This window comes from Streptomonospora halophila (assembly GCF_039542725.1).
GTDB lineage: Bacteria > Actinomycetota > Actinomycetes > Streptosporangiales > Streptosporangiaceae > Streptomonospora > Streptomonospora halophila.
Map to the genome: position 1 here is coordinate 171,738 of NZ_BAABIK010000005.1, position 23,587 is coordinate 195,324.

The 23,587-nt window shown below is 74.7% G+C and carries 16 protein-coding genes and 1 tRNA gene; 8 read left to right on the plus strand and 9 right to left on the minus strand.

Annotated features, from left to right (window positions below; all coding sequences use genetic code 11):
- Window positions 1-53 precede the first annotated feature (53 nt).
- Window positions 54-1,013, minus strand: coding sequence for a glycerophosphodiester phosphodiesterase (locus ABEA15_RS06490; protein WP_345555858.1), 960 nt, complete (start codon window positions 1,011-1,013; stop codon window positions 54-56).
- Window positions 1,014-1,351: 338 nt separating this feature from the next.
- On the minus strand, window positions 1,352-2,332 hold the full coding sequence (locus tag ABEA15_RS06495; protein ID WP_345555859.1) for a mechanosensitive ion channel family protein: 981 nt from the start codon (window positions 2,330-2,332) through the stop codon (window positions 1,352-1,354).
- 428 nt (window positions 2,333-2,760) lie between these two features.
- Here ABEA15_RS06495 and ABEA15_RS06500 point away from each other — a divergent pair, with 428 nt between their 5' ends.
- Window positions 2,761-4,170: an ICP22 family protein gene (locus ABEA15_RS06500; protein ID WP_345555860.1), complete on the plus strand. Its 1,410-nt coding sequence runs from the start codon at window positions 2,761-2,763 to the stop codon at window positions 4,168-4,170.
- Window positions 4,171-4,294: 124 nt separating this feature from the next.
- On the opposite strand, the gene ABEA15_RS06505 is transcribed toward ABEA15_RS06500, so the two are convergent.
- From ABEA15_RS06505 to ABEA15_RS06535, 7 genes are all read right to left on the minus strand, one after another.
- Window positions 4,295-5,488, minus strand: coding sequence for a fumarylacetoacetate hydrolase family protein (locus ABEA15_RS06505; RefSeq protein WP_345555861.1), 1,194 nt, complete (start codon window positions 5,486-5,488; stop codon window positions 4,295-4,297).
- A 70-nt stretch (window positions 5,489-5,558) separates the two neighbouring features.
- Window positions 5,559-6,713 carry a hypothetical protein gene (locus ABEA15_RS06510; RefSeq protein ID WP_345555862.1) on the minus strand — a complete coding sequence of 385 codons (1,155 nt, stop codon included), beginning with the start codon at window positions 6,711-6,713 and terminating at the stop codon, window positions 5,559-5,561.
- Between the two features lie 697 nt (window positions 6,714-7,410).
- Window positions 7,411-8,598 carry a C40 family peptidase gene (locus ABEA15_RS06515; RefSeq protein ID WP_345555864.1) on the minus strand — a complete coding sequence of 396 codons (1,188 nt, stop codon included), beginning with the start codon at window positions 8,596-8,598 and terminating at the stop codon, window positions 7,411-7,413.
- Between the two features lie 220 nt (window positions 8,599-8,818).
- Complete coding sequence (locus ABEA15_RS06520) at window positions 8,819-10,522, minus strand: bifunctional 3'-5' exonuclease/DNA polymerase (RefSeq protein ID WP_344143304.1); 1,704 nt, start codon at window positions 10,520-10,522, stop codon at window positions 8,819-8,821.
- Between the two features lie 49 nt (window positions 10,523-10,571).
- On the minus strand, window positions 10,572-11,477 hold the full coding sequence (locus tag ABEA15_RS06525; protein ID WP_344143305.1) for a 2-hydroxyacid dehydrogenase: 906 nt from the start codon (window positions 11,475-11,477) through the stop codon (window positions 10,572-10,574).
- A gap of 80 nt (window positions 11,478-11,557) precedes the next feature.
- Complete coding sequence (locus ABEA15_RS06530; protein ID WP_345555865.1) at window positions 11,558-12,382, minus strand: TrmH family RNA methyltransferase; 825 nt, start codon at window positions 12,380-12,382, stop codon at window positions 11,558-11,560.
- A 67-nt stretch (window positions 12,383-12,449) separates the two neighbouring features.
- Entirely contained in the window at window positions 12,450-12,977 is a 528-nt protein-coding gene (locus ABEA15_RS06535; RefSeq protein WP_345555866.1) for a subtilase-type protease inhibitor, read from the minus strand.
- Between the two features lie 466 nt (window positions 12,978-13,443).
- Between ABEA15_RS06535 and ABEA15_RS06540 the strand changes: the two genes are divergently transcribed.
- From ABEA15_RS06540 to ABEA15_RS06570, 7 genes are all read left to right on the plus strand, one after another.
- Window positions 13,444-15,156, plus strand: coding sequence for a substrate-binding domain-containing protein (locus ABEA15_RS06540; RefSeq protein WP_345555867.1), 1,713 nt, complete (start codon window positions 13,444-13,446; stop codon window positions 15,154-15,156).
- Window positions 15,157-15,422: 266 nt separating this feature from the next.
- Window positions 15,423-17,207: a substrate-binding and VWA domain-containing protein gene (locus tag ABEA15_RS06545; protein WP_345555868.1), complete on the plus strand. Its 1,785-nt coding sequence runs from the start codon at window positions 15,423-15,425 to the stop codon at window positions 17,205-17,207.
- A 193-nt stretch (window positions 17,208-17,400) separates the two neighbouring features.
- Complete coding sequence (locus ABEA15_RS06550) at window positions 17,401-18,075, plus strand: hypothetical protein (RefSeq protein ID WP_344143311.1); 675 nt, start codon at window positions 17,401-17,403, stop codon at window positions 18,073-18,075.
- Window positions 18,076-18,130: 55 nt separating this feature from the next.
- On the plus strand, window positions 18,131-20,104 hold the full coding sequence (locus ABEA15_RS06555) for a DUF2510 domain-containing protein (protein ID WP_345555869.1): 1,974 nt from the start codon (window positions 18,131-18,133) through the stop codon (window positions 20,102-20,104).
- A 228-nt stretch (window positions 20,105-20,332) separates the two neighbouring features.
- Window positions 20,333-20,974: an oligoribonuclease gene (orn, locus tag ABEA15_RS06560; protein ID WP_344143314.1), complete on the plus strand. Its 642-nt coding sequence runs from the start codon at window positions 20,333-20,335 to the stop codon at window positions 20,972-20,974.
- Window positions 20,975-21,047: 73 nt separating this feature from the next.
- A tRNA-His gene (locus ABEA15_RS06565) sits at window positions 21,048-21,123 on the plus strand.
- Window positions 21,124-22,012: 889 nt separating this feature from the next.
- Window positions 22,013-23,509, plus strand: a complete 1,497-nt coding sequence (locus tag ABEA15_RS06570; RefSeq protein ID WP_345555870.1) for a hypothetical protein — start codon at window positions 22,013-22,015, stop codon at window positions 23,507-23,509.
- Window positions 23,510-23,587 lie beyond the last annotated feature (78 nt).

Genomic DNA, 23,587 nt, shown 5'->3' on the forward strand with positions numbered 1-23,587 from the left:
AGCGGACGCGCGGGTGAGCACGCGCGCCGCGGCGCCTGCGGGCAGGCGGCGGGTCAGGCGGCGGGGGCCGCGTCGGCGGTCTCCTCGGCGATGACTTGGCGGGCGACGTCGGGACGGTCGGAGATCAGGCCGTCGACGCCTTTGCCGATGGCCGTGCGCATGTCGCGGGGCTCGTTGACCGTGTAGGTGTGCACCTCCATGCCGGCCTCGTGGACGAGCTGGACGTAGTCGGCGTCGATCGCGGTGTGGTTGGGGTTGATCTGGTCGGCCCAGCCCGCGTAGTCGCCGATCTCCTCGGCGGGCACCTTGCCCAGCAGGCCGTGCGGCACCCGCGGCAGCAGGTCCTGCGAGCGGCGCATCGACTCCCAGTCGAAGCTCTGGATCACCAGCCGGGGCCAGCGCCACGACGGCCGGGGTGCCGACCAGTACGGGCTCTTGCGCAGGTCGGCGGCGATCTCGGCTTCGATTCCCGGGGAGAGCTCGGGCGACTTGAGTTCCAGCAGCAGGTTCAGCCGGTGCCGGCGCAGCCGCCGCAGCGCCTCGTCCAGGGTCGGCACGGGCTCGCCGGCGAACGCGGAGCCGAACCACGACCCCGCGTCGAGCCGCCGGATCTCGGCGAGGGTGAGGTCGGCGACGGCGTAGGAGTCGCGCCCGGGGAAGACGTCCTCGGCGTCGGTGGTGCGCTCCAGGGTCGTGTCGTGCATGATGACGAGCTCGCCGTCGGCGGTGCGCTGAACGTCCAGCTCCACCGTCGTGGCGTCGAGCCGGTTCGCGGCGTCGACGGCGGCCAGCGTGTTCTCCGGAGCGTAGGCCGAGGCGCCGCGGTGGGCGACGTCGAGCACGGCCGGCACCCGCTGCTTCGCGGGACCGGCGCTGTCCTGCTGCGCGGCCGCGGACGGCACGGCCGGGGCGGGTGCGGCGGCGGGGGACCCGGGCATGGCCGCGACGGCGCCGGTGCCGCCCGCAAGGGCCAGCACCAGGGTCGCCACCGTGAACCCGAACCGTCGGAACATGTCACTCCCTCGTTTCGAGGTGCATCACTGACCGTCCAAGACTGGCCCCGGACGGTTGCCGCCGAGTGTCGCCGAGTCGATCCCGCCGTGCCGCGCCCGGAAACTCCGCCGCGCAGGGCGCGGGGGCGCGCGGAGTCGGCGACGCGGGATCGACCGACAACACTCCGGAATCGATCGGATGCACAGAGTGCGATTCTATGACGCGTCGGCGTCCGCGGCCGGGACCGATCGGGGGGAGTCTCCAAACGCCGAAGACGCCGCGGTGAACCTGCTCCGCGGCGTCTTCGGAACCTTGTGCGCTGCCTGTCCGCCGGGCGGGCGTCCGGCCCCGGACCGCGCTATGCGGTGTCGGCCGGGCTCGACGGCATCGGGTGCGCCATGCGGATGCCGGCCCGGTCGAAGTCGCGCTTGAGGTGGCCGCGCAGCTCGCGGTCCAGCTCCCACTGCTCGCCCGGCTTGGTCTTGGCCATGACGCGGAAGACCACCGCGCCGTTGGCGATGCCGACGACGCCGGCGGCGGCGGGGGACTCCAGCAGGCGGGCGGCCTGCTCAGGCAGCTCGGCGAATGTTTCGAGGCTGCGCTCGACGACCTCGGTGGCCTGCGCGACGTCCACCCGGGAGTCCAGCGGGATCTCGACGACCGCGCGCGCCCAGTCCTGGCTCATGTTGCAGACGCGCAGGATCTCGCCGTTGCGCACATACCACAGGCCGCCGTTGAGGTCGCGGATCTTGGTCACCCGCAGGCCGACCTCCTCGACGGTGCCCACGGCTTCGCCGACGTCCACGACGTCCCCGACGCCGTACTGGTCCTCGATCAGCATGAAGACCCCGGAGAGGAAGTCCTGGACCAGGCTCTGGGCGCCGAAGCCGATGGCGAGCCCGAGCACGCCCGCGCTCATCAGGATCGGACCGAGGTTGACCCCGAGCTCGCCCAGGGCCATGACGATCGCCACCCCGATGATCACGATCGAGGCGATGCTGCGCAGCACGGAGCTGATGGCCTCGGCGCGCTGCTGCTGCCGCTCGTTCCCGGCCCCGTCGGCCTTGGCCAGCACGCGGCTGCCGAGCTTGCCGCTGCCCAGGCGCTGGTGGGAGGCGGCCAGCCGCTTGACGCCGTGCTCGATCAGGCGCCCGGCGACGGCGCGCAGGATGACGGCGATGACCAGGATCAGCACGATCCGGATCGCACCGGAGATGAAGGCCCCGGAGTTGTCCGAGAACCAGTCGACGACGGGCCCCGCCTGCGCCATCAGTACGGTGTGCCCTTCGGCGCCGAGCAGCGGTGGCACACCCGCCTCCGCCGTGCTCGCTCCTGGCATGCTCTCTCCTTCGTATCGGCTTGGTCCGGGGGCGCCGCCGCTCCGGCGGCGGCTCGCGACCGGCGGCGGCGGGCGGGCCGGGCCCGCGGGGAACCGCCGTTCGGGCCGCGCTAGTCCTCGGCCATCGTGTCATAAGGCCATCTACCAGCCAAAAGAACGCAATGAACGGGCAAGATCCGGACCGGCGGCGGCAATGGACACCGCTCGGGGAGCAATCGGATTCGGGTGATCGACGGCCGCGCGGAGCGGCCTCGGCGCGCCTGGAACATCCGCCGCGGTAGCCATGTGGGCCGATTCGGCGCCACGACACGCGAACGACACGGTGTGAGCAGATGATTACGCAATGTGCGATTTTTGTTGGGCGGTGGCCCGCAGGGTTTGCACCAGCCACCTGACACGCGCTTGGCAATCAATGGAGAGGTCCGAGCATGCGCAAGCACCAGAAGCGATGGATCGCGCTCGCCGGTGCCGCCACCTTGTCCGTGGCAGGCCTGGTAGCGGCCGGCGGCCCGGCGTCGGCGGAGTACAGACCCGGCGACGACCCGCTGGCCTGGCCGGTCGTCCGACAGCACGCGTCCTCCTACTCCCTGGACGGGTTCGACATCGCGTACCTGCCGCCGGGACTGGAGAGGTTCGGCATCCACGCCGTCTCCAAAACGGGGAACTCCGGCGAGCGGGTCTCGACGGTCTCGTGGGTGCAGGGCACCGACGCGGTGTACGGCAGGGTCAGCGTGATCCGCTCGCAGGACATCACCGACCTCGACGACCTGCGGAAGGCGCGCTACGGCCGAATCGAGGACAAGGCGCTGCAGAAGACGAAGGCCAACGGCTTCCCGGCCTACATGTCCGAGAAGACCGGCGACCTCTTCTGGGTCCCCGAACGGGGCGTGGCCGTGGAGGCCTACCTCCAGCCGGACCGCTGGGAGGCCGACGAGCTGGCCGCCTTCGCCGACGGCGTGGAGCGGCGCACCGCGGACGAGGGGACGCAGGGCGCCGAGGAGTCTGCAGGCGCGGAGGAGGACGGTCAGGAGGCCGCGGACTCCGGCGGCGAGGAGGCCGGTTCCGCGGAGTCCGCCGGCTCCGGTGAGGGCGCCGCCGAGGAGCAGCCCGCGGAGGGCACCGGCGAGTCCGCGGACGAAGGGCCCTCCAAGCAGGAGGCCGGTGGGCCGTCCGCCGACGTCCGGCCTGCGGGCACGCAGGGCCAGGAGCCGGAGGACCAGGGGGCGGACGCGACGCCGGGCGCCGGGAAGCCGCAGGAGGAGGTGCCGGAGCAGGGCGCTGTGACCCCCTCACCCGGCACCGGCGGACAGCCCGCCGAAGAGGTTCCTGAGACCGGCGGACAGCCCGCCGAGGAGATCCCCGAGACCGGACAGCAGCCCACCGGTGAGGCCGCCGGCCGGTCCGCGGAGGCCGCCGACGGCATGTTCGCGCCCGGTGTCCCGCTGGCGGACGCGCGCACCTGTGTGGCCGAGAAGCTGCTGACCGGGGACTCCGATGCGGTGCCGGCCGAGGTCGCCGCGGACGACGGCGCACTGCTCGAGCTGTGGCGGTCGGTCGGCTCCGACTCCCGGGACGAGGCGGCCCGCGCCTGCGCGGACCGCTTCGCGGCCGAACCGGCGCAGGTCGAGCGGATGATGACCGGACTCGCCGCCGAAACCGCGGCCGACGCCGCCTCGGAGGAGGCCGGCGCCCAGGAGGACGCCGAGCAGAACGAGGAGTCCGGCCGCGACGGCACCGGGACCGGGACCGGGCAGGCGGAGGAGTCATCGGACTCCGGCCCCCTGGGCCTGTGGGATGCGATCCCGTGGCCCCTGCCCGATGTGACGGTCCGCTTGTAGTGCACCCGCGGCCCTGCGCGGCGGAAGCGGCGGCCAGGTGAGCCGGCCGGCCGATGGCGGCGGGGACTCGCGCGAGTCCCCGCCGCTCCCATCGCGGGCCGCGGTCGACGCGCCGGCCGCCGCGTCAGTCCTCGGCGGGCAGCACCGTAGCGCCGACCTCGCCGAGCCGGATGAGACCGCCGCCCATCCCCTGCGCCCAGGCGCGGATCCCGACTGTGTCGCCGTCCTCCAGATAGCCGCGGGCCGCGCCGCCGGAGAGCCGGAGCGGAGCCTCGCCCGCCGACTCCAGCTCCAGCAGGCTCCCGCGCCGCCCCTCCTCTCCCCCGGAGACCGCGCCCGAGGTGTAGAGGTCCCCGGTGCGCAGCGCCGCCCCGTTCGCGGTCAGGTGGGCGAGGAGCTGGTCGGGGGTCCAGTACATGGCCGCGTACTGCGGCCGGGAGACGACGTCGCCGTTCAGGCGCACCTCGAACCGGACGCGCAGACCCCAGTCGGCCACCCGCGCCAGGTTCGGCAACGGCGGCGGCGCCTGCGCGCGGCCCGCGAACCGCGCCGCCCCCAGCGCGTCGGTGGGCACCACCCACGGCGATACCGGGACGGCGAACGACGCACCGGTCAGCGGGCCCAGTGGCAGGCCCTCCCACGCCTCGATGTCGCGCGCGTTGAAGTCGGCCGCCAGCACCGCGCCGAAGACGTGCTCGACGAAACCGGAGACCGGCACGCTGCGCCCCGGCGAGGTCGGCACGCCCACGACGAAGCCCAGGTGCGCCTCGGCGTCCATGCGTGTGCTCGGCCCGACGTGCGGCGCCCCGCCGCCCGCACGCGCGCGCTGGCCCGCGGGGCGCCGCACACCGCAGCCGGAGGCGGTCAGGGCGCCGGCGCGCCCGTGCCGGCCGACGGGCTGGCGGTACCACCGGTCGGGCAGGCCGGTGCCGGGCCGGAGCAGGTTCTGGACGGCGGCGGCGTGCTCCGCCGACCCCTGGAAGACGGTGTAGTCGGCCGTCTCGAAGGGGCGCAGCAGCCGCACCTCCGACAGCGGGACCAGGTGCGGTTCGGCGGCCGCGCGCCCCTTGTCGGCCGCGAGCATTCCGGCCACCTTGGCGCGGGTCGCGCGCCAGGCCGTGGAGCCGCGCGCCATGAAGGGGCCCAGGGAGGGCGCCGCGAACTCCGGGTCGCCCAGCGCCCCCGCCAGGTCGAGCACCCACCGGCCCACCCGCACGCCCACCCGCGGCGGCTCCCCGGCGCGCGCGAACACGCCGTAGGGGAGGTTGTCCGCACCGTAGCCCGTGCTATCGGCTCCGGGCACCCACGTCGTCCGCACGGTCCTCCTCGTCGCTCACCGCTGCCGCGCGCAGCCCGGACCGAGTACGGATCCGGGCGCGCCCGTGCGCTTACACCTGCCAGCCGCCCAGCAGGCCGAGCGCCGCGGCCTCGCGTACGGGGTCGCCGGTGCTGCGCGCGGCGTAGCCCATCAGCACCTCCCGCGTGCGCAGCGCGGTCGCCGGATGCAGACCGCGGGCCAGGCGCGCGAGGTGCCGCGCGTCGGTGGCCGACAGCAGGCCGGGCACGCTGCCGTGGTCGCCGTCGACGACGGAGGCGGTGGCCAGCAGCAGGTTCAGGTAGCCGTACTGCGGGGCACCCGTGGCGGGGTCGGTGCGGCCGGCGGCCTGCGGCGGCCCGCCGGCCGCCACGAACGGGACGTCGCGCTCCACGCAGGCGGTGATGAGCACGCCGAGCTCGCGGGCGTCGGGGACCAGCTCCGGGCGCGGGCCGCCGCAGCGGATCTTGACACCCAGCGGGCGCGCGCCGCTGAGGACGTCCACCGCGTCCAGCCAGCCGGGTTCGCGGAACGGCTCGAAGTAGACGACCCGCCCTGCGGCGCCGATGTCGCCGGTGCGGAACAGCGCGGCCACCAGGCGCAGGTCCTCGGGGCGGGCGCGGGTCTCGTAGTGGGTGATCCGGACCCGGGGGTCGCGCTCGGGCACCTCGCCCGCGATGCCCCGGTCGGTGTCGAGGACGAGGCCGACGTCCACAGGGCCGTGGCCGTCGAGGCGCGTGAGCAGGTCGCCCCATCGGGCCTCCGGGCACAGCAGGCGGTGCGAGAGCATCGGGTGGGCGACGATGCTGTCCGAGCGGTGCCGCTCGACCGCCTGCACCACGGGCAGGGGCCGAAAGTCCGGCGACTCGGCGGAGCCGTCCTGCGGGGCGTGCGTCGCGGCGTCGGCGCGGCGATCGGCGCCGGGACCGCGGGCGCGCTGCCCCTCGTCCGGGCGGCGGCACGTGGCGGGCGGGCACAGACCGGCGTCGTCGACCAGTCCGCGCAGCAGGATCTGGGCGGGGGTCTCCTCCTCGGCCAGTGCCAACGCTGCGAATCCCCCGTCCGTCGCGTCGTAGGCCCGGTAGCCCGCGTAGGGTGCGGCCGCCTGCTCGGAGACGCCGGCGGCGGCCTGCGCGCGGAGCCGGGCCGTCCGGCGGCGGGCGCGGCGGCCGCCGATTCGGGTCCGCCGCACCGCCGTGTCGTCAGGCCCTCCGCTGCGTCCCTCCATGGCGCCTCCTCCCGTGAGGCGCGGACCGCGGCTCGTCCCCCGCTCCGCGCCCCTGCCGGATATAGGCATCCCTTGTGCCTGTATGGCTACTTCTACCCAGCTTTGCCGGAGTCCGTGCCTTGAAGTCGGCCGGAGACCGGTGGGGCGGGCCGGTCGGAGGTGGCGCGAAGCACCGCCGGTGGGAGGCGGCCGACCGGGAGGAACGCCGCGGGGGCCAATTGTCGCGCTCCGCTCCGCCGCCTCTACCGCGGCGTGGTACGGACGCTTTCCGGTGGTTCCTGTTGCCGCGTCCCATGGGAGGGACCCTCGCGAGGAATACCCGAGAAATACTGTTTCTGCCCTGTTTACGGGCTCGGAGGGCGTTGAACTCCGCCCTTGCCAAAACGGCCGGGCACTGCTTACCTTGATCCAGAAGTCGATGGGCCCCGCAGTCACGGGGCGCCGTCGCATACGACCACAAGCAGGGCTGGTTTCGCTGGCTCCCCCTCCCTCAGTGACTTGCCCTGCGCCTCTCCTGCGGAGTCCAGCCAACCCCTCCCGGCTGGTCTCCATCGTGCAGGAGGAAAGGGGCGGTGCCGGCGCGGCGCCGCCCCTTTCGCTGTCCCGGTGCGGCACCGACGGGCGGGCGGTGGCCTTTCGCACACCGGCGGTGCCGGTACCCGCCGCAGCGCGGCCGCGGGCTCCCCGGGAGCCGCTGTCAGCCGTGGACGCGCACGACGCCGGCCATGTTGTCCATGCGGACGTCGGTGACGCGCACGTCCAGCCCCGTCCTGGGCGCCTCCAGCATCCGCCCGCCGCCGAGGTAGATGGCCACGTGGGAGATGTAGTCGGGCGCCGTGGGGTCGTTGCGCCAGAAGATGAGGTCGCCGCGGCGGGCGTCGGCGTACTCGAGCTGCTCGCCGGCGAACCACTGGTCGTGGGTCACGCGCGGGACCGACACCCCCGCCTCGCCGAACGCCCATTGCACGAGCCCGGAGCAGTCGTAGCCGCCCTCGGACATCGACTCGCCGCCCCACACGTAGGGCACGCCGAGGCGCGTTTCGGCCGCCGCGATCGCGGTTTCGAGGGTCCGCGAGTCCAGGGCCTCGCCGGTCGCGCCGGCGGGCCGGGGCTCGGGGTCCTCGGCGAGCACCTGCAGCGAGGCCTCGTCGCCGAGGGCCTTCTCCAGCCGGTCCTGCAGGTCCCACAGGTCGGCGTCGGGCGCCGAGACGATCAGCGCGTTGCCTCGGGGAAAGCCCAGCTCACGGGCCAGGTCGCGGGAGACCAGCGCGTCGATTCCGGCGACGCCGGAGGTGGCGTGGGTCCACACCTCGCGCGTGACCTCCCCCTTCGCACCGGCCAACTCGACCCTGCTGCCCACATCCAGGCCGCGCTGCTTGCCCGCGTCGGCGGACAGGGCGACGCGGCCCTCGGCGATGCCCTGCCAGATGTCGTCGGACTTCGCGGACGGCTCGGGGGCGTAGTTGCGGAAGCCGGAGGGGTCGACGCCGAGCACGGCGGTGCCCTCGCCGTCGACGTCGAGCCGGGCGGCGTCGACGGTCTCGACGGACTCGACGCCGTCGAGCCCGGCGACCTCGCGCACGCGCTCCCGGGGGATCGACTCGGGAAGCACGGCGAAGTACTCGCGGGAGCGGGCGCGGTCGAACCCGGCGACCTCGGCGTGGTCGTTGAGCTCACCGGTGTCGCCCACGGGCGGGGAGGATCCGGTACCGGCCGGCGAGGCCGGTCCGCCGGTGGAGGGTGCGCCGGCCATCTGCTCGCCGACGGCCGGGCGCTCTTGGACGTCGGGCGAGGGGGCCGCCCAGGCCGGAGCCGCACCGAAAGCGGTGAACGCGACGGCAAAGGCCGCGGTCGTCCCCGCACACGATCTCCACCGTTGACGCACGTGTACCCCGCTCTCCTGCTGTGGGCCGACCCTGGGCCGGTGCGGCCGTTCGGCCGGCTTCAAGCGTCTCCAAGCATGGTGTTCCCCGGGTGTCGATTTCAAGCGTCCGAAACGTGAACTGCGGGTGCCTTCAGACACCGCACCAGGTCAGGTCCGCGCGAGCAGCAGGACCGAATTGTGCCGCGTTTCGCGCGCCGTGAGCGCGTGCGCAACGCGTGCCTCAGGCATCGGAGTAGCGGTCGACGACGGCGATGTCCAGCGGGAAGCGCACCGGGGTGTCGCCGAACATGAGCGCCGCGGCCTCGTCGGCGGCTGCGCGCAGCGTCTGCACCGCCGCCTCGGCCAGAGTGCGGGGCACGTGCAGCACGAGCTCGTCGTGCTGGAAGAACACCAGCTGCGGCCGCCCGGCGGCGGAGTCGAGGTCGGCGAGCCCGCGCCGGACCGCCGCCATGAGCACCAGCGCCCATTCGGCGGCGGTGGCCTGGACGACGAAGTTGCGTGTGAAGCGGCCCCGCTCGCGCGCCGCCCGGTCGCCGGGGCCGGCGGACCCGCCCTCGTCGGCGTCGTCCTCGGCCCCCCACATCGGCGGCGGGCAGGTGCGGCCCAGCCATGAGCGCACCAGACGGCCCTGTTCGCCCTCGCGGGCGGCGGCGTCGACGTGCTCGACGGCCCGGGGATAGGCCTGCCGCAGCCGGGGCAGCAGGGCTGCGGCGTCGCCGCTGGTCTGGCCGTACATCGCGGCCAGCAGCGCGATCTTGGCACGCTGGCGGTCGCCGCCGAAGGAGCGGGCCAGGCGCGCGTAGAGGTCGTCGCTGCCGGCGGCCGCGGCGAGCGCGGAGTCGCCGGAGACCGCCGCGAGGATCCGGGGCTCCAGTTGTCCGGCGTCGGCGCACACGAGGGTCCACCCGGGGTCGGCCACCACGGCGCGCCGGACGATCTTGGGGATCTGCAGGGCTCCGCCGCCGCGCGTGGCCCAGCGCCCCGAGACCACACCGCCCACGACGTAGTCGGTGCGGAACCGCCCGCCGGAGACCCAGGTGTCCAGCCAGGACCACCCGTGGGCCGAGTGCAGCCGCGCCAGCTCCTTGTAGCGCAGCAGGAGCGGCACCGCCGGGTGGTCGACGCGCTGGAGCACCCAGGAGCGGGTGGAGGACACGGGGTGGCCGGCGGCCTCGAAGGCCCGCATCAGCTGGACCGGGGAGTCGGGGTTGACGCTGCGGCCGAAAGCCTCGCTGATGCGGGCGGCGAGGTCGGCCAGCACGGGAGGGCGCGTGCCCGAGGCCGGGCGCGCACCGAGCTGCTCGGTGAGGACCGCGTCGTGGACATCGGCGCGCCAGGGGACGCCGTCGTGGGCCATCTCGGCCGCGCCGAGCGCACCGGCCGACTCGACGGCCGCCAGAAGCGCGAACCGCCCCGGGTGCACCAGCTCGGCCATGCGGCGCCGCTGGTCGGCGTAGACCTCGACGAGGGCGTCGAGCGGGTCGGCGTCGGGCGGCAGCGTGGAGCGGTCCGGTTCGAACAGGGTCGGCTGCGCATCGCGGCCCTCGGCGCCCGGGGGCGCGGGATCGGGCGGGGCCTCGCGGCCGTGCAGGCGCGCCCAGGCGGCCCCGAGCGCGTGGGCCTCGCCGAAGCGGCCGGCGTGGCTCAGCAGCAGCGCCTCGACCAGAGTGGTGTCGTGGCAGCGGGAGATGCGCACACCCCGGTCCAGCAGAGCCGGATAGACCTGGGAGGTGTCGGCGAAGACCCAGCGCACAGGCTCACCGCTGCGCCGGCCGCGCGCCTCGTGGTCGGCGATGGCGCCGGCGAGGTCGCCGACGCGCCAGAGGGTGCCCTCGGAGAGGGCGCCCTCGGAGCCGGACGCCTGTTCGCCGAGTTCGCGCAGGCGCCCGCCGCCTTCGGCCTCGGACACCGCCGCGATGCGCATACTGCAAGTCTGCTCTACACCGGTGACGGTTCCCAAGCGGCGCGGCGGCTCAGCCGCCGGTCCGCACCACGTTGGCCAGGGGTTCGCCGCCCGCCCAGCGCCGCAGCTGCTCGTCGACGAAGCGCCGCGCGCGCGGGTAGAAGGTGTCGGATCCCCCTGCCACGTGCGGGGTGACGAACACGCCGGGGGCCTCCCACAGCGGGTGGCCCGCGGGCAGCGGCTCGGGGTCGGTGACGTCGAGGGCGGCGCGGACGCGCCCCTTCTCGGCCAGCAGTGCGGCCGTGTCCAGCAGGGCGCCGCGCCCCACGTTGACGACCAGGGAGTCGTCGGGCATCAGCGCCAGCTCGGGGGCGCCGATCAGGCCCTCGGTCTCGGGGGTGTGCGGAGCGGTCAGCACCACGATCGAGGCGTCGGGAAGCAGCCGGTGCAGCGCGTCGATGCCGTGCACGCCCTGGTCGGGGCGTCCGCGGCGGGCGACCCGCACGACCTCGCACTCGTTGGGCACGAGCCGCGCCTCCAGGGCCGCGCCGATGCTGCCGTAGCCGACGATGAGCACCCGCGTCCCGGCCAGGGAGCGGGTGTAGTGGGGCTCCCAGCGCTGGGCGGCCTGGTCGCCGGCCCAGCGCGGCAGCTCCCGCTGCGCGGCCAGGACCAGGGCCAGTGCGTGCTCGGCGGTGCTGGCGTCGTGCAGGCCGCGGCCGTTGCACAGCTCGACGCCCGCGGGCAGGTGCTCCAGCGCCCGTTCGTATCCGGCGGTGAGCAGCTGGACGACGCGCAGGCCGGGCATGCGCGCCATCAGGTCCAGGCGCTGGGTGCGGCCGTAGGGGACCACCCAGAAGGCGACCCGGGACAGGTCGGCTGCGGGCTCACCGGATCCGTCGAAGACGTCGCCGGCGACGCCCTCGGGCGCGTTCTCCAGGTTCTGCTCCCAGGGCACCAGTACGCGTTCGGCCATGTCTCCCCCACTGCTCGTCCCGTCGTCCCATTCGCGTTCAGCGGTCCGCGCCCGCTCCGCCCACTTGTAGCACCCCGCGCTCAGGCGGCTCCCCCCGCGGGGCGCGTCAGCTCGTAGCAGGCGATGGCGGCGGCGGCCGTCACGTTGAGCGAGTCGACCTCGCGCCCGGCCATGGGGATGCGCACACCGGCGTCCGCCTGGTCCAGCCAGCGGGAGGAGAGCCCGTCGCCCTCGCTGCCGAGCATCAGCGCCACGGGCGCGTCCGCTTCCCGCGCCAGCGCGTCGGCGAGCGGGACGGCGCCGGGGCCGGGTGTCAGGGCGAGGAGGCGGAAGCCGCGCCCGCGCAGCTCGTCCAGGCCGCCGTGCCAGTCAGTGAGGCGGCTGTAGGGCTGGGCGAAGACCGCGCCCATGGAGACCTTGACGGAGCGGCGGTAGAGCGGGTCGGCGCAGCGGGGGGCCAGCAGGATCGCGTCCACGCCCAGGCCGGCGGCGCTACGGAAGATCGCGCCGACGTTCGTGTGGTCGAGGACGTCCTCCAGCACCACGACGCGGCGTGCGCCCCTCAGCACGTCGCCGGGTTCGGGCAGCGGGCGGCGGTGGAAGGAGGCCAGGGCGCCGCGGTGCACGTCGAAGCCCGTGAGCCGCTCGACGGCGGCGTCGCCGACGACGTAGACGGGGGCGTCGACCTCCGCGGCGAGGTCGGCGAGCGCCTCCAGCCGGCGCCGGGTCAGCAGCAGCGAGCGGGGCGCGAAACCGGCCGCCAGCGCCCGCCGGATGACCTTGTCGCCCTCGGCCATGAACAGCCCGTGCTCGGCCTCGATGCTCTTGCGCAGGTTGACGTCGCGCAACCGGAAATAGTCGGCCAGGCGCGGGTCGCCGGGGTCGGGCACCTCGATGACGTCCATGGCCACCGATTATCGGACGCCGGAGCCCGGGCCGCTGACGCAGGGGTGCGCCCGGTCGGGGCGCGGGTCAGCCGAGCGGCTTGGTCACCGGGCGCAGCCGCTGCCAGCGGGCCTCCTGGCAGGAGTCGGACCGGTCGACCTCGGTGTCGATCTTGTGGCCCTCCCAGATGCCGGTGATTTCGGCCTTCTGGGGCCCGTAGGAACGGTCGGTGCACACGGCGCCCGGAGCGACCTCGGCGAAGGGGTTGTCGGCGCTGCCCCTGGCCGATCCGGCGGCCCATTCGGCGGCCACCTGCGCGATCTCGGCGCAGGCCGCCGGGTCGCTTCGGGGGTCGCCTTCGCATGTGAGGTTCTGCACGTAGGCACGGCCCTCGTCGACGACGCTGATGCGCAGCTTGCCCACCGGCGGCGCGGGCGAGGAGCCGAGGTCGCTCACGGCGTTGACCGCGGACTCGGTCGCCGGCGCCGGTTCGGGGGCCATGAGGGAGCCGCCGACGGCGACGCCGTAGGAGAGGGCCCCGCCCAGGCAGAGAGCGCCGAGCACCGTCGTCCCGAAGGAACCGAGCACCCCGCGGCGGGGGTTCAGCTTCACCATAGTCGCCACTCTAGGAAGTCGGATCGCCACACAGTGCGACGGCGGGAGGAGATTCCGCTGCGCCTCTGTGCGCCCATGTCTTCCGCGATACCCCGGAAAGCGTCTCTCGCACCGGGGAACCGGTGTCCCGGAGCGGGCCGCGTCGGGCAATCCCCGACGGAGGGGGCACGCTCACGGCAAGATACCGGTCTGAGCCGAGTACGCATACTAGCCATGTCCGGTAAGAGTGGCCACTGGGGGCTTTGGTTCGGTCCTGTCCGCACTGTGGCACTTCTCTCCCGCCATTACCAACGAGTAAGGTCACGGGCCGGAACACCGCCTCCGCCCCGGGCCCCGCGAACCGCCCGCGGGGCCTGCGGCTCCGGCACAGAACGCACGCCGCCCCAGCACCCGCCCCACCGGCGCCGCATCCCCGCACCGGACCCGCCGCCCCCGCTCGCCCCCACCGCTTCACCCCGGAGAGCACGTGCCCAACGGACGACACCGCCAGCCATCGCGCACCCGCATCGCACTGCGGTCCCCCCTCGGGTTCACCGCCGCGGCCCTCGTGCTCATCGCCGCGCTGACCGTGGCGGTGCCCGCGGCCGTGCGCTACGCCGGGTGCGGTGAGACGCGGTATCTGCGCATCGCCGCCGCGCTGAGCATCGCTCCGGTGCTCCAGCAGGCCGCAGACCGGTTCAACGAAGGCGGCCGGGAGTACTCCGGCGTGTGCGTGTTCGCCCAGGCCGCCGAGGTCCCGCCGCACCGCGTCATGACCGAGGTCTCCGGCGGGCCCACCGGCCGCTCGGAGATCGCACCCGACGTGTGGGTGCCGGAGTCCTCCGCCTGGGTGGAGCTCGCCCGCGTCTCCGCGTCGGGCGCGCGCACCATCGACCCCGATCCGCGCTCGCTGGCCTCCACGCCGGTGGTGATCGCCGCACCCGAGGACACCGAGGGCCTGCCCGATCCCGGGGCGGCCTCCTGGGAGATGCTCCGGCCCGGAGAGCGGCCCGGCGGCGCGCGCCCGCTGGTGATGGTCGATCCCAACCGCGGCGCGGCCGGCATGGCGGCGATGCACGCCGTGCGCCGCGGACTGGGCAGCGGCGACGACGCCGATACCGCCATGACCGACTTCGTGCGCGACGCCCAGCCCGACACCGCCTTCGGCGAGGTCGACCCCGCCGCCGTCTACCCGGTGCCCGCCGGTCCGGCTCCGCTGGCCGTGCTGCCGGAGCGTGCCGTGATCGACTACAACGGCGACAGCCCCGCCACCCCGTTGCGGGCCCTCTATCCCCGGGAAGGGACGTTGAGTCTGGACTACCCGTTCGTCTCGACCAGCGACGACCCGGCCATGCGCAGCGCCGCCGAGGACCTGTGGTCCATCCTGCGCACCGACCCCTACCGCGAGCGGCTGCGCGCGATGGGCTTCCGCGAGCCCGACGGCACCGCCTCGGCCCCGCTGCAGTCCGCCCGCGGCATCCGCGCCGAGCGGCCCGAGACCCACGGCGAGCTGACCGGTGACGCCCTGCTGTCGTCGGTGGAGGACTGGAACCGGCTGTCGATGCCCTCGCGCTCGCTGGTGCTGGCCGACGTCTCGCGCTACATGCGCGCCGGCCTCGACGGCCAGGACACCACGCGGCTGGCGGTGACCCGCCGGGCCGCCCAACTGGGCCTGTCGCTGTTCCCAGACAACACCGAACTGGGGCTGTGGCTGCTCTCCAGCGACTACGGCGACTCCGGCCGCGAGGAGGTCGAAGGGCTCGCCCGGCTGGGCGCCGCCGACCGCGGGAACGGCACGACCCGCCGCGAGGAGCTGCAGGACATCGCCGAGGGGATCGAGTCGCGGGGCGGCGAGCCGCGGCTGTACGACAACATCCTGGCCGCGCACGAGACCGTGTCGGCCTCCTACCGCGAGGACCGCATCAACAGCGTCATCGTGCTGACCGCCGGGCGCGACGGCGGTTCCAGCGACATCTCCGCCGATGAGCTGGTGGCGGCGCTGCAGGACTCGTTCGACCCCGAGCGCCCGGTGACCCTGTTCATCATCGCCTTCGGCGACCAGACCGACCGCGAGGAGCTGGCCGACATCGCCGCCGCCACCAGCGGTACGCTCTCGGTCGCCGACGATCCGGACGAGATCGGCGACATCTTCCTCAGCTCGATCTCACGCCGGCTGTGCGTGCCCGACTGCGGCCGATAAGCCCGGATGAACGCGCGATGCCTGAGAGGTACCCCGGAAACCGGTTACGATCGGGTAACGGTGTTACGCGCGGTATCATCCGCCCGCCTTGTGCGGTGCCGGCCGGTGCGACCATCGTCCTTCCCGTCGCCACGGGCGGAATCACGGTCGCGATCATGATCGCCAGGCAGTCGGTATGCCACCATCCGCCCTTTTAGTGATCCTTCACCCTGAGATGTCGAGTTCAGTACCGTTCAGACCGCACCCCCTCCAGGTAACAGACCCCCGTGAGGAACACCTTGGGACGCCATAGCGGAACACATGAAGACGGAGCGGGCAGCTGGGACCGCCCCGAGCGGCGGCCCTCCGGCCGCAGCCGGCGCCGTCGCCGGCGCGGGCGCGCTTTCACCGCGCTCGCGGCCGCCTTCGCGATCGTCATCGGCCTCAGCGTCACCGGCTGGTACGTGCTCAACACCAGCGGCGGCTGCGGCGGCCAGGACGTCGAGCTCAGCGTCGCCGCCGCCCCCGAGATCGCCCCCGCCCTCAAGGAGGTCGCGGCCGACTTCAACGCCGACAACGACGGCGTCGAGGGGCGCTGCGTCAGCGCCGAGATCCGCGCGGCCGAGTCGGCCAGCATCACCTATGGCATCACCGGCGCGGGACCGGCCTCCGGCGGCACCGAGTCCGACGTGTGGATCCCCGACTCCTCGCTGTGGCCCAACCTGGTCAAGGGCGACTCCGGCGGCGACGCCGGCTTCACCGACACCGGCACCTCCGTGGCCACCTCGCCGCTGGTGCTCGCCCGCCCCGCCGAGGCCGAGGGCCCCGACGAGCGGCCCTCGTGGGACGAGCTGGTGCCGACCTCGGCCTCCGACCTGGGTTCCGAGGGGCCGCAGGTCCAGCTGGTCGACCCCATCCGCAGCTCCTCGGGCATGGCCACGCTCTCCCTGGTCGCCGGCGCGATCGGCCAGGAGGAGGAAGGGCGGCCCCAGCTCGTCGCCGCACTGCAGACCCTCCAGCGCAGCGTGGCCGAGGACCAGCAGGCCGCGTTCGACCAGCTCGCCGAGAATTCCGAGGCCTCCAGCCTGCTCGTGCTCTCCGAGCAGGCCGCCTGGCGGTACAACCAGGAGCACAGCGACGCCGCGGCGCAGGTCGACTATCCCGAGGGCGGCACGTACACCCTCGACTACCCCTACATCGACCGCAGCTCCGACCCGGTGGTCTCGCAGGCCGCCGAGCTGTTCCGCGAGGCGCTGACCCGCAACTCCGCGGAGAACACGCTGCTTCGGGACGGATTCCGCACCGCCGACGGCGAGGCGGACGGCGACGTGCTCACCGAGAAGGCGGGCTTCCAGGCGGCGGCGCCCCAGGAGCTGCCCACCCCCTCCACCAAGGATGTGCAGCAGCTCGCGCAGGCCTGGAACCGGCTCAAGCTCGACTCCCGGCTGCTGACGATCGTCGACGTCTCGGGGTCGATGCTGGAACCGGTGCCCGGCACCGGGATGAACCGGATGCAGATCACCGCCGCGGCGGCCGTCGAGGGACTCCAACTGTTCCCCGAGAGCTCCGAGCTCGGGATGTGGCGCTTCTCCGTCGGTATCAACGACGACCTCGACTACGAGGAGGTGCTGCCCATCCGCGAGCTGACCGCCGAGGTCGAGGACGGCACCACCCAGATGGAGGCCCTGACCGACGCGTGGGGCTCCATCCAGCCCGTCCCCGACGGCGACACGGGCCTCTACGACACCTACCTGGCGGCCTACCGGGAGATGTCGCGCACCTACAAGGCCGACCGCGTCAACGCCATCCTGATGCTCACCGACGGGAACAACGACGACCCCGACAGCATCAGCCTGGACGAGCTGGCCTCGAAGCTGGAGGAGGAGTCCTCGCCCGTCAAGCCGATCCCGGTGTTCACCATCGCCTTCGGCCCCGACATCGACGAGGAGCCCCTGCAGAAGATCGCCGACATCACCGGCGGCGCCTCCTACACCACGGAGAACCCGGCGGAGATCGGCGACATCTTCCTGCAGGCGTTCTCGCACCGCCTCGACACCGGCGACGGCGCCTGACGCGGCCAGGCCCAGAGCACGTGCGCGCCCGTCCCGCCCTCCGTTCCGCGGGGGCGGGACGGGCGCGCGCTTGCAGAGTCAAGCGCCACGGATAGACCATCCTTGCCCACCGCGCGCACCCTATGGACTTAGCCCTCCGCTTCACGTACTCAAAGGGGGTCGGAACGCGATGGAGCGGTGAGAGGTGGCAGCTGTGGTCAAAGCTTGGATGCCGGGTGCCAAACGAGTTCCCTGCGCAGGCCCGGCGGGGGCGCATCTGCAGGGAGGCGCTCCGCGCGCGGTCTGGCTGACGACCGAGTCGGACCCGGCCGCCCTCACCGCACGGGCGGTGGCCCAGCGCCTGGCCGGCGACGGCCGCCTCGGGCACCTGGTGTGGAACCCCCGCACGGGCGAGACCGTCCAGCTGCTTCCGGCGACCGCCCCCGCCGCCGGCGAGCTCACCGCGGGCGCGCCCGACCGGGCATGCGAAGGGCGCGTCTGCATCGTGGTCACGGTGATCGGATGGTCCTACGCCCCGTTCACCGACTCCCCGATGTGCGACCTGGCCCCCATTCTGCGCTGGCTGGACTCCTGGGGCGTCGCCCGGCGCTGGCCGGCGGGCGCACCCGCGGCCGCACCTGCGCACCCGCGCACACGGGGCTGCGACGAGCGCTTATGGGCGCGCGGCGGCCACTTCGGCCACTCCCAGGTGCCCGGGGCGCAGTCGCCCTCCCCCGGCGCCGTATCCCCGCACCGGCTGCTGGAACCGCCGGAGCCGCCGGGGCGTGCGCGCTCCCTCACCGCACCGCCGCCCCAGCCGCAGGCGCTGCCCGCCATCGAGCACAGCGCCAACGGTGAGCGGCACTACGCCGGTGCGGCGCGCGGCTGAGCGCACCGGGGACAGCCGGTCGGGGCCGGTCCGCACACCCTTTAGTCTGTCCGCCATGGGTGGATCGATCGAGCCGGGCTGGTACGCGGATCCGCAGGGCGGGCAGGACCTCCTCCGCTGGTGGAACGGAGACGAGTGGACGCAGCACGTGCGCTCGCTGTCCGAGCTGCAGGGGGCGGCCGCGACCGCGGACGAGGACGACGAACCGACCGCCGATCTCGGCGGACGGGGCGGGGACGACGAGGCGACAGCGCCTGACCTGGGTCCCGCGTCCGCGCCGCCCGCGGACGACGGGCCCAGCACCGTGCGCGTCGACCCCGGCCAGTGGTCCGGAGCCGGCACCGGCCAGGACGACGAGGAACCCACCGCCGACCTCGCCGACGGCGCGCCCCCCGCGCCCGGCGCCGGGCAGGCGCAGGCGGCACAGGCGTGGGAGGAGGACGAGGCCACCGCCGACCTCTCCGGCGGCTCCACCATGCGCATCGATCCCCCGTCCGCGCAGGACTCCCCCGCCGCGCCCGCTCAGCCGACCGGCCCCGGCATCGGCGACGAACCCAGCACCATGCGCATCGCCCCCGGCCAGTGGCCCGGAGCCGGCACCGGCCAGGACGACGAGGAACCCACCGCCGACCTCGGCGGGGGCGACTCCACCATGCGCATCGACCCTCCGGCCGCATCCGGCCAATCCGGCCGAGCCGACCGGTCCGGGCCGGACGCCGGCGGTCCCGGCGGCCGACCGCCCGCCGACGCCACCGCGCGCTTCGACCCCGACTCCACCGCCGTCGCGGGCGCGGGCGGCGCCTTTCCGTCCGACAGGCCCGCCGATGACGCCCCGGCCGCCCCAGCAGCCGGCTCGACCATGCGCATCGACCCGTTCCGGGACAACGACGAGCCCACCGACGACCTCCGCGGCGACCGGCCCGGCGGCGAGGGCGGCGACGCGCCCCGCACCGCCGTCTTCAACCCCGGCGACGCGGGGCTGACCATGGGCACCGGCGCGGCAGGGGCCGCGGGCGCCGCGGCTGCGGGCTCCGACGAGGAGGGCGGGAAGAAGCGGTTCAGCCTGAACAAGCTCTTCGGCAACCTCCGTGAGGGCTGGTCGGAGATTTCGGAGGAGCGCAAGCAGCGCCAGGAGGAGCAGCGCAAGCAGGCCGCCGTCGAGGCCCGCCAACGCGCGGAGGAGCAGGCCAAGCGCGCCGAGGAGGAGAACGCGCGGCGCGCCGAGGAGGCCCGGCAGCAGGCCCGGTCGGCCGAGCAGAGCCCGCAGGCGCCGTCCGGCGAGGCCGGCGCCTCCACCGCCGCCCCGGACCCGGCCTCGGGCTCGGATCCGGCCTCGGGCGCGGGAGCCGCACCGCGGCAGCAGGCGCCGGAGGCTCCTCCGTCCGGCCCCCAGCAGCCGGCGTCGGGTCCCCAGCAGCCCCACTCCCCCTCCGGCGGGCGGCCCGCGGCGCCGGGCGGCCCGCCGGCTCCCGCCTATCCCCCGCCTTCGGCGCCGTCCGGACCCCAGCAGGGCTACAGCGCGCCGCCGCCCGCCTACCCCGGCCCCTCGGGTCAGCAGCAGGGATACGGTCCCGCAGCGGCTCCGGGCGGATACCCGCAGCAGGGGCCGCCCCCCGGCTATCCGCCGCCCGCGGCACCCCCGCCTCCGGCCCGGCGCGGCCGCAAGCGCGGGCAGCAGCCGGCTCCGCAGGGCTACCCGGGAGGCCCGGTGCCCGGCGGCTACCCGCCGCCCGCCGCGCGGCCCCCGCACGCGGCCGGTCCGGGCGGCTACCCGGCGAACGGCCCGCAGGGACCCCAGCAGTGGGGCGGACCCTCCGGGGGCCAGAGCCCGTGGGGCCGCCCCGGTCCGCCGCCTCCGCCGCAGCAGCCGCAGCAGCCCCGCCGGCGCAAGAAGAAGAGCGGCTGCGGCGGATGCCTGGGCTGCTTCTTCTTCGTGGTGCTGCTCGTGGTGGCGGCGGTGTGCGCCGTCGGCTACCTGCAGTACACCGGCCGCATCGACCTCCTCGGTCAGTTCGGCATCTACCTGTGACCGCGCGGCGCCCCTCCCGCCACCGGATTCCGCAGGTGCGGGTCCGCTGCCCCGCGCCCGGGCCGGGCGCCGCCGTCCGGCCGCCGCGCGGCGCCTTCGCGCACCCGCTTCCGCTCACGGACGGCGCACCTCCGCACGCGCTGCGCGACCGCCCGCGCCGGGTTCCCGGCGGCTGCGGGCGGGGCGCAGCGGGTCGGACGCACGGTGAAACGGCTTAAGCTGGCCCGTATGAACGACTGCTTGGTGTGGATCGACTGCGAGATGACGGGGCTCGACCTCGAGAACGACGCGCTGATCGAGGTGGCCTGCCTGATCACCGACAGCGAGCTGAACCAGCTCGACGAGGGGATCGACGTGGTCATCAAGCCGCCGAAGGCGGCCCTGGACCAGATGGGCGAGTTCGTCACGCAGATGCACACCACCTCCGGCCTGCTGGAGGCGCTCGACAGCGGGGTCACGCTGAAGGAGGCCGAGGACCGCGTCCTGGAGCACATCCAGCGCTACGTGCCCGAGCCGAAGAAGGTGCCGTTGTGCGGCAACTCCATCGCCACCGACCGGCTCTTCATCTCCCGCGACATGCCGCGCATCGACGAGTTCCTGCACTACCGGATGGTCGACGTCTCCAGCATCAAGGAGCTCCTGCGCCGCTGGTACCCGCGGATCTACTACGCCAGCCCCGAGAAGCACGGCGGCCACCGGGCGCTGGCCGACATCACCGAGAGCATCCGCGAGCTGCGCTACTACCGCGCCGCGGCCTTCGTCGCGCCTCCCGGCCCCGACAGCACGACGGCGCGGGCCGTCGCGGCCGACGTCGCCGCAGGCGGGACGGGGCGCCTGGAGCAGCAGCGCTCCGCCGAGGCGGAAAGCTGATCGGAGCACACCCGCGAGTGGGCTAGAATCTAATCCGGACGCAGGACGGGGAACACTCCGGTCGGCGCTCATGGTGGGTGTAGCTCAGTTGGCAGAGCACTTGGTTGTGGTCCAAGAAGTCGGGGGTTCAAGTCCCCTCACTCACCCCAGGCGAAAGCCCCGCGCTCACGGTTCCGTGGCGCGGGGCTTTTCTCGTTGCGGCACGGCGGACACCGCGCCCGCACACCTCGGCGCCCCCTCGGCGACGCGTCCCGCCAGGCGGCCTCACCCGCGCCGGACGAGAGCCGCCCCATGACACAGGCGCCGATGCCGCCTTCGGCCCCCGCCGCCCGCCCGGCCGGTCGCCCCACCCGCATCCGCTCCGGCGACGAACCTCTTCCGCCGGGTCGGAGCCGGGCCGTCGTCCAGGGCGGGCCGGGGGCGGAGCAACCGCCGCTTCCGGCCAGCCGGGGCCGGTTGTCCACAGGGCGACGCGGGCCTCGACGCGCTCCGGAAGGGCTTGGCTACGATACGAATCCGGGGGGCGCTCGTCTGCGCTCCGCCTCCTCCGACCGGGTGCCCGCACGGCGCACCGCCCGCCCCCGACATGTAGCGAAGGGAGCCGCCGTGACCGCCGACCTGCGCGCTCGGAGCACGCGACGCCCGATTCCGCCCTGCGGACCCGGCGGCGTGCGCCCTCGCGGCGCCGCTCCCGATGAACAGCCGGCGCGAAACAGCGAACGGAATATCGAATGGCGTGCCGTGCCGTTCACTCCGTGTTTTCCACCGGGGGAATGGATTCCGCCGGGCCCGACTCGGTCATTACCCGCCGGCGCGAACGCGGTCCACGGCCGACGCACGGACGATCACGGTTCCGCGCATCCACGTGAGCGCCGGGCGCCCCGCGAATACACAGGAGAGCGGACTCTCACCCCATTGATCAGAGTTCCACCGTTACCATATGCCGGGACAGTGCCGAGTTGCCCCTTCGCTGTCCACAACCCGAAAAATCGATCTTGATGTCCATATCAAACCGCCCACCCCCGGGAGCCTGTCACTGTGACCCGTGACCAGACCAGGTCAGCCAGCGTCGTCGCCCTCCTCGCCGACATCCCGAGCACGGGGCATCTCGGCGCGGCCCAGGCGCAGCGCTTCACCCTGGACGGTCACGACCTCGCCGAACGCTCCGGACCCTTCGTCGACTTCGTCCGCCACCACGCCTCCCGGGGCGTCAAGGTCGTGGCGCTCTACCCGCGCTGGCGCCGCGAGCACGCCCGCCGCGCGGTCGCCTTCGCCCGGGGCGCGCTGCGCGAGGACGCCGTCGCGGGCGCCGACGTCGACCTGTCGCCGCTGGCGCTGTCGCTCGTCGCCGACCAGTTGGCCTACCTCTGCCCGTACCTGCCGGCCGGCATGATCGCCGGGCTGGCCGACGAGCTCCCCCGGCACACCTTGGCCGGGGGGTGGCTGCGCAACGTCGCCAACCTCGCGACGATCCCCATCTCGGTCCCCCAGCACCTGGGCTCCTTCGCGCCCGGCGTCACCTACCTGGCGCTGTGTTCGCCCCTGCCGCAGGTGGCGCGCGTGCCCAAGGGCGAGACCGCCGCCCGGCTGCCCTTCCGCCCGCAGGACCCGGTCCAGGTGCTGTACTCCAGCGGCGCCCACTTCGACACCTCCGCGTTCGAGCAGCAGTTCCTGGCCTCGCTGCAGGCGGTCGCCGCCCGACGGCTGCCGCCGCAGCCCCTCGGCCCCGTCTACTGGGGCTCGCCCAAGTACGCCGAGTTCGTCGCGTTCAGCGCCCACCCCCGCGCCCTGACCGAGCCCGCCCGCACCGTGCGCCCGGCCACCTGCTCCTGGTGCGGCGAGCCCACGATCATCCCGGTGTGCCGGTTCTGCGGCGCCGCCAACACGCTGCCCGCCCAGCGGCCCGCCGCCCCGGCACCGAACGCGTCCCCGGCGCCCCTCGCCCCGGCTGCGCAGGCGCCCCCGCCCGGGCCCGCCGGACACCCGCCCGCCTGGACCCAGGCGCCGCCAGCGGCGGGCCCGTACCCCGCGGCGCCCGCCGCGGCGGAGCCGCCGGCTCCCCACCACGCACCCGGCCAGGCACCCCCCGCGCCCGCTCCCACCGCGGGCGAGGACCGCGGCTCGCCCGTCGGCGCCCCCGACTCCGGACCGCAGCGGCCGCGCCGCCCGCGGCCCCCCGACCCGGTCGAGGACGAGGACCTGCCGGTGCCGCAGGCGCTCCCGCCGCTGCCGCACGAGCCCGGCGGGCCCGCGCCGGGCGGCGACGCACCGTCGGCGTCGGCCGGCGCCGCTTCCCCCGGGGCGGCGCCGCCCGGGTTCCGCCTGCAGGCGGAGCCTGAGGCCGCCGCGCGCCCCGCCTCGGCGCTGCCCGGCACGGTCGGGGGCACCGATCCGCGCCCGCCGGCGCCGCCGAGCGGCGGTCCCGGCCCCGACCAGCCCTCGGGCCCCCAGCCGCGGCACCCGGCTCCCGCCGGGCACGACACCGGCGATCGGCACCGGGAACCGGACGTGTCCGTCCCCCGTGCCCCCAGATGAGCGCCCAGGGGCCGCCCCGCCCCGGCGCCGATATCCGCAGCGGCCTTCCGGCCCCCCGTCCGCCTAGAAACGGAGCGC

Excerpts from the sequence above, each read along its gene's own strand:
- ABEA15_RS06535 (WP_345555866.1), bottom strand. The coding sequence starts at position 12,977 with ATGGTGAAGCTGAACCCCCGCCGCGGGGTGCTCGGTTCCTTCGGGACG.
- ABEA15_RS06555 (WP_345555869.1), top strand. The coding sequence starts at position 18,131 with ATGGGTGGATCGATCGAGCCGGGCTGGTACGCGGATCCGCAGGGCGGG.
- ABEA15_RS06510 (WP_345555862.1), bottom strand. The coding sequence starts at position 6,713 with ATGGAGGGACGCAGCGGAGGGCCTGACGACACGGCGGTGCGGCGGACC.
- ABEA15_RS06490 (WP_345555858.1), bottom strand. The coding sequence starts at position 1,013 with ATGTTCCGACGGTTCGGGTTCACGGTGGCGACCCTGGTGCTGGCCCTT.
- ABEA15_RS06495 (WP_345555859.1), bottom strand. The coding sequence starts at position 2,332 with ATGCCAGGAGCGAGCACGGCGGAGGCGGGTGTGCCACCGCTGCTCGGC.
- orn (WP_344143314.1), top strand. The coding sequence starts at position 20,333 with ATGAACGACTGCTTGGTGTGGATCGACTGCGAGATGACGGGGCTCGAC.
- ABEA15_RS06525 (WP_344143305.1), bottom strand. The coding sequence starts at position 11,477 with ATGGCCGAACGCGTACTGGTGCCCTGGGAGCAGAACCTGGAGAACGCG.
- ABEA15_RS06520 (WP_344143304.1), bottom strand. The coding sequence starts at position 10,522 with ATGCGCATCGCGGCGGTGTCCGAGGCCGAAGGCGGCGGGCGCCTGCGC.
- ABEA15_RS06530 (WP_345555865.1), bottom strand. The coding sequence starts at position 12,382 with ATGGACGTCATCGAGGTGCCCGACCCCGGCGACCCGCGCCTGGCCGAC.
- ABEA15_RS06500 (WP_345555860.1), top strand. The coding sequence starts at position 2,761 with ATGCGCAAGCACCAGAAGCGATGGATCGCGCTCGCCGGTGCCGCCACC.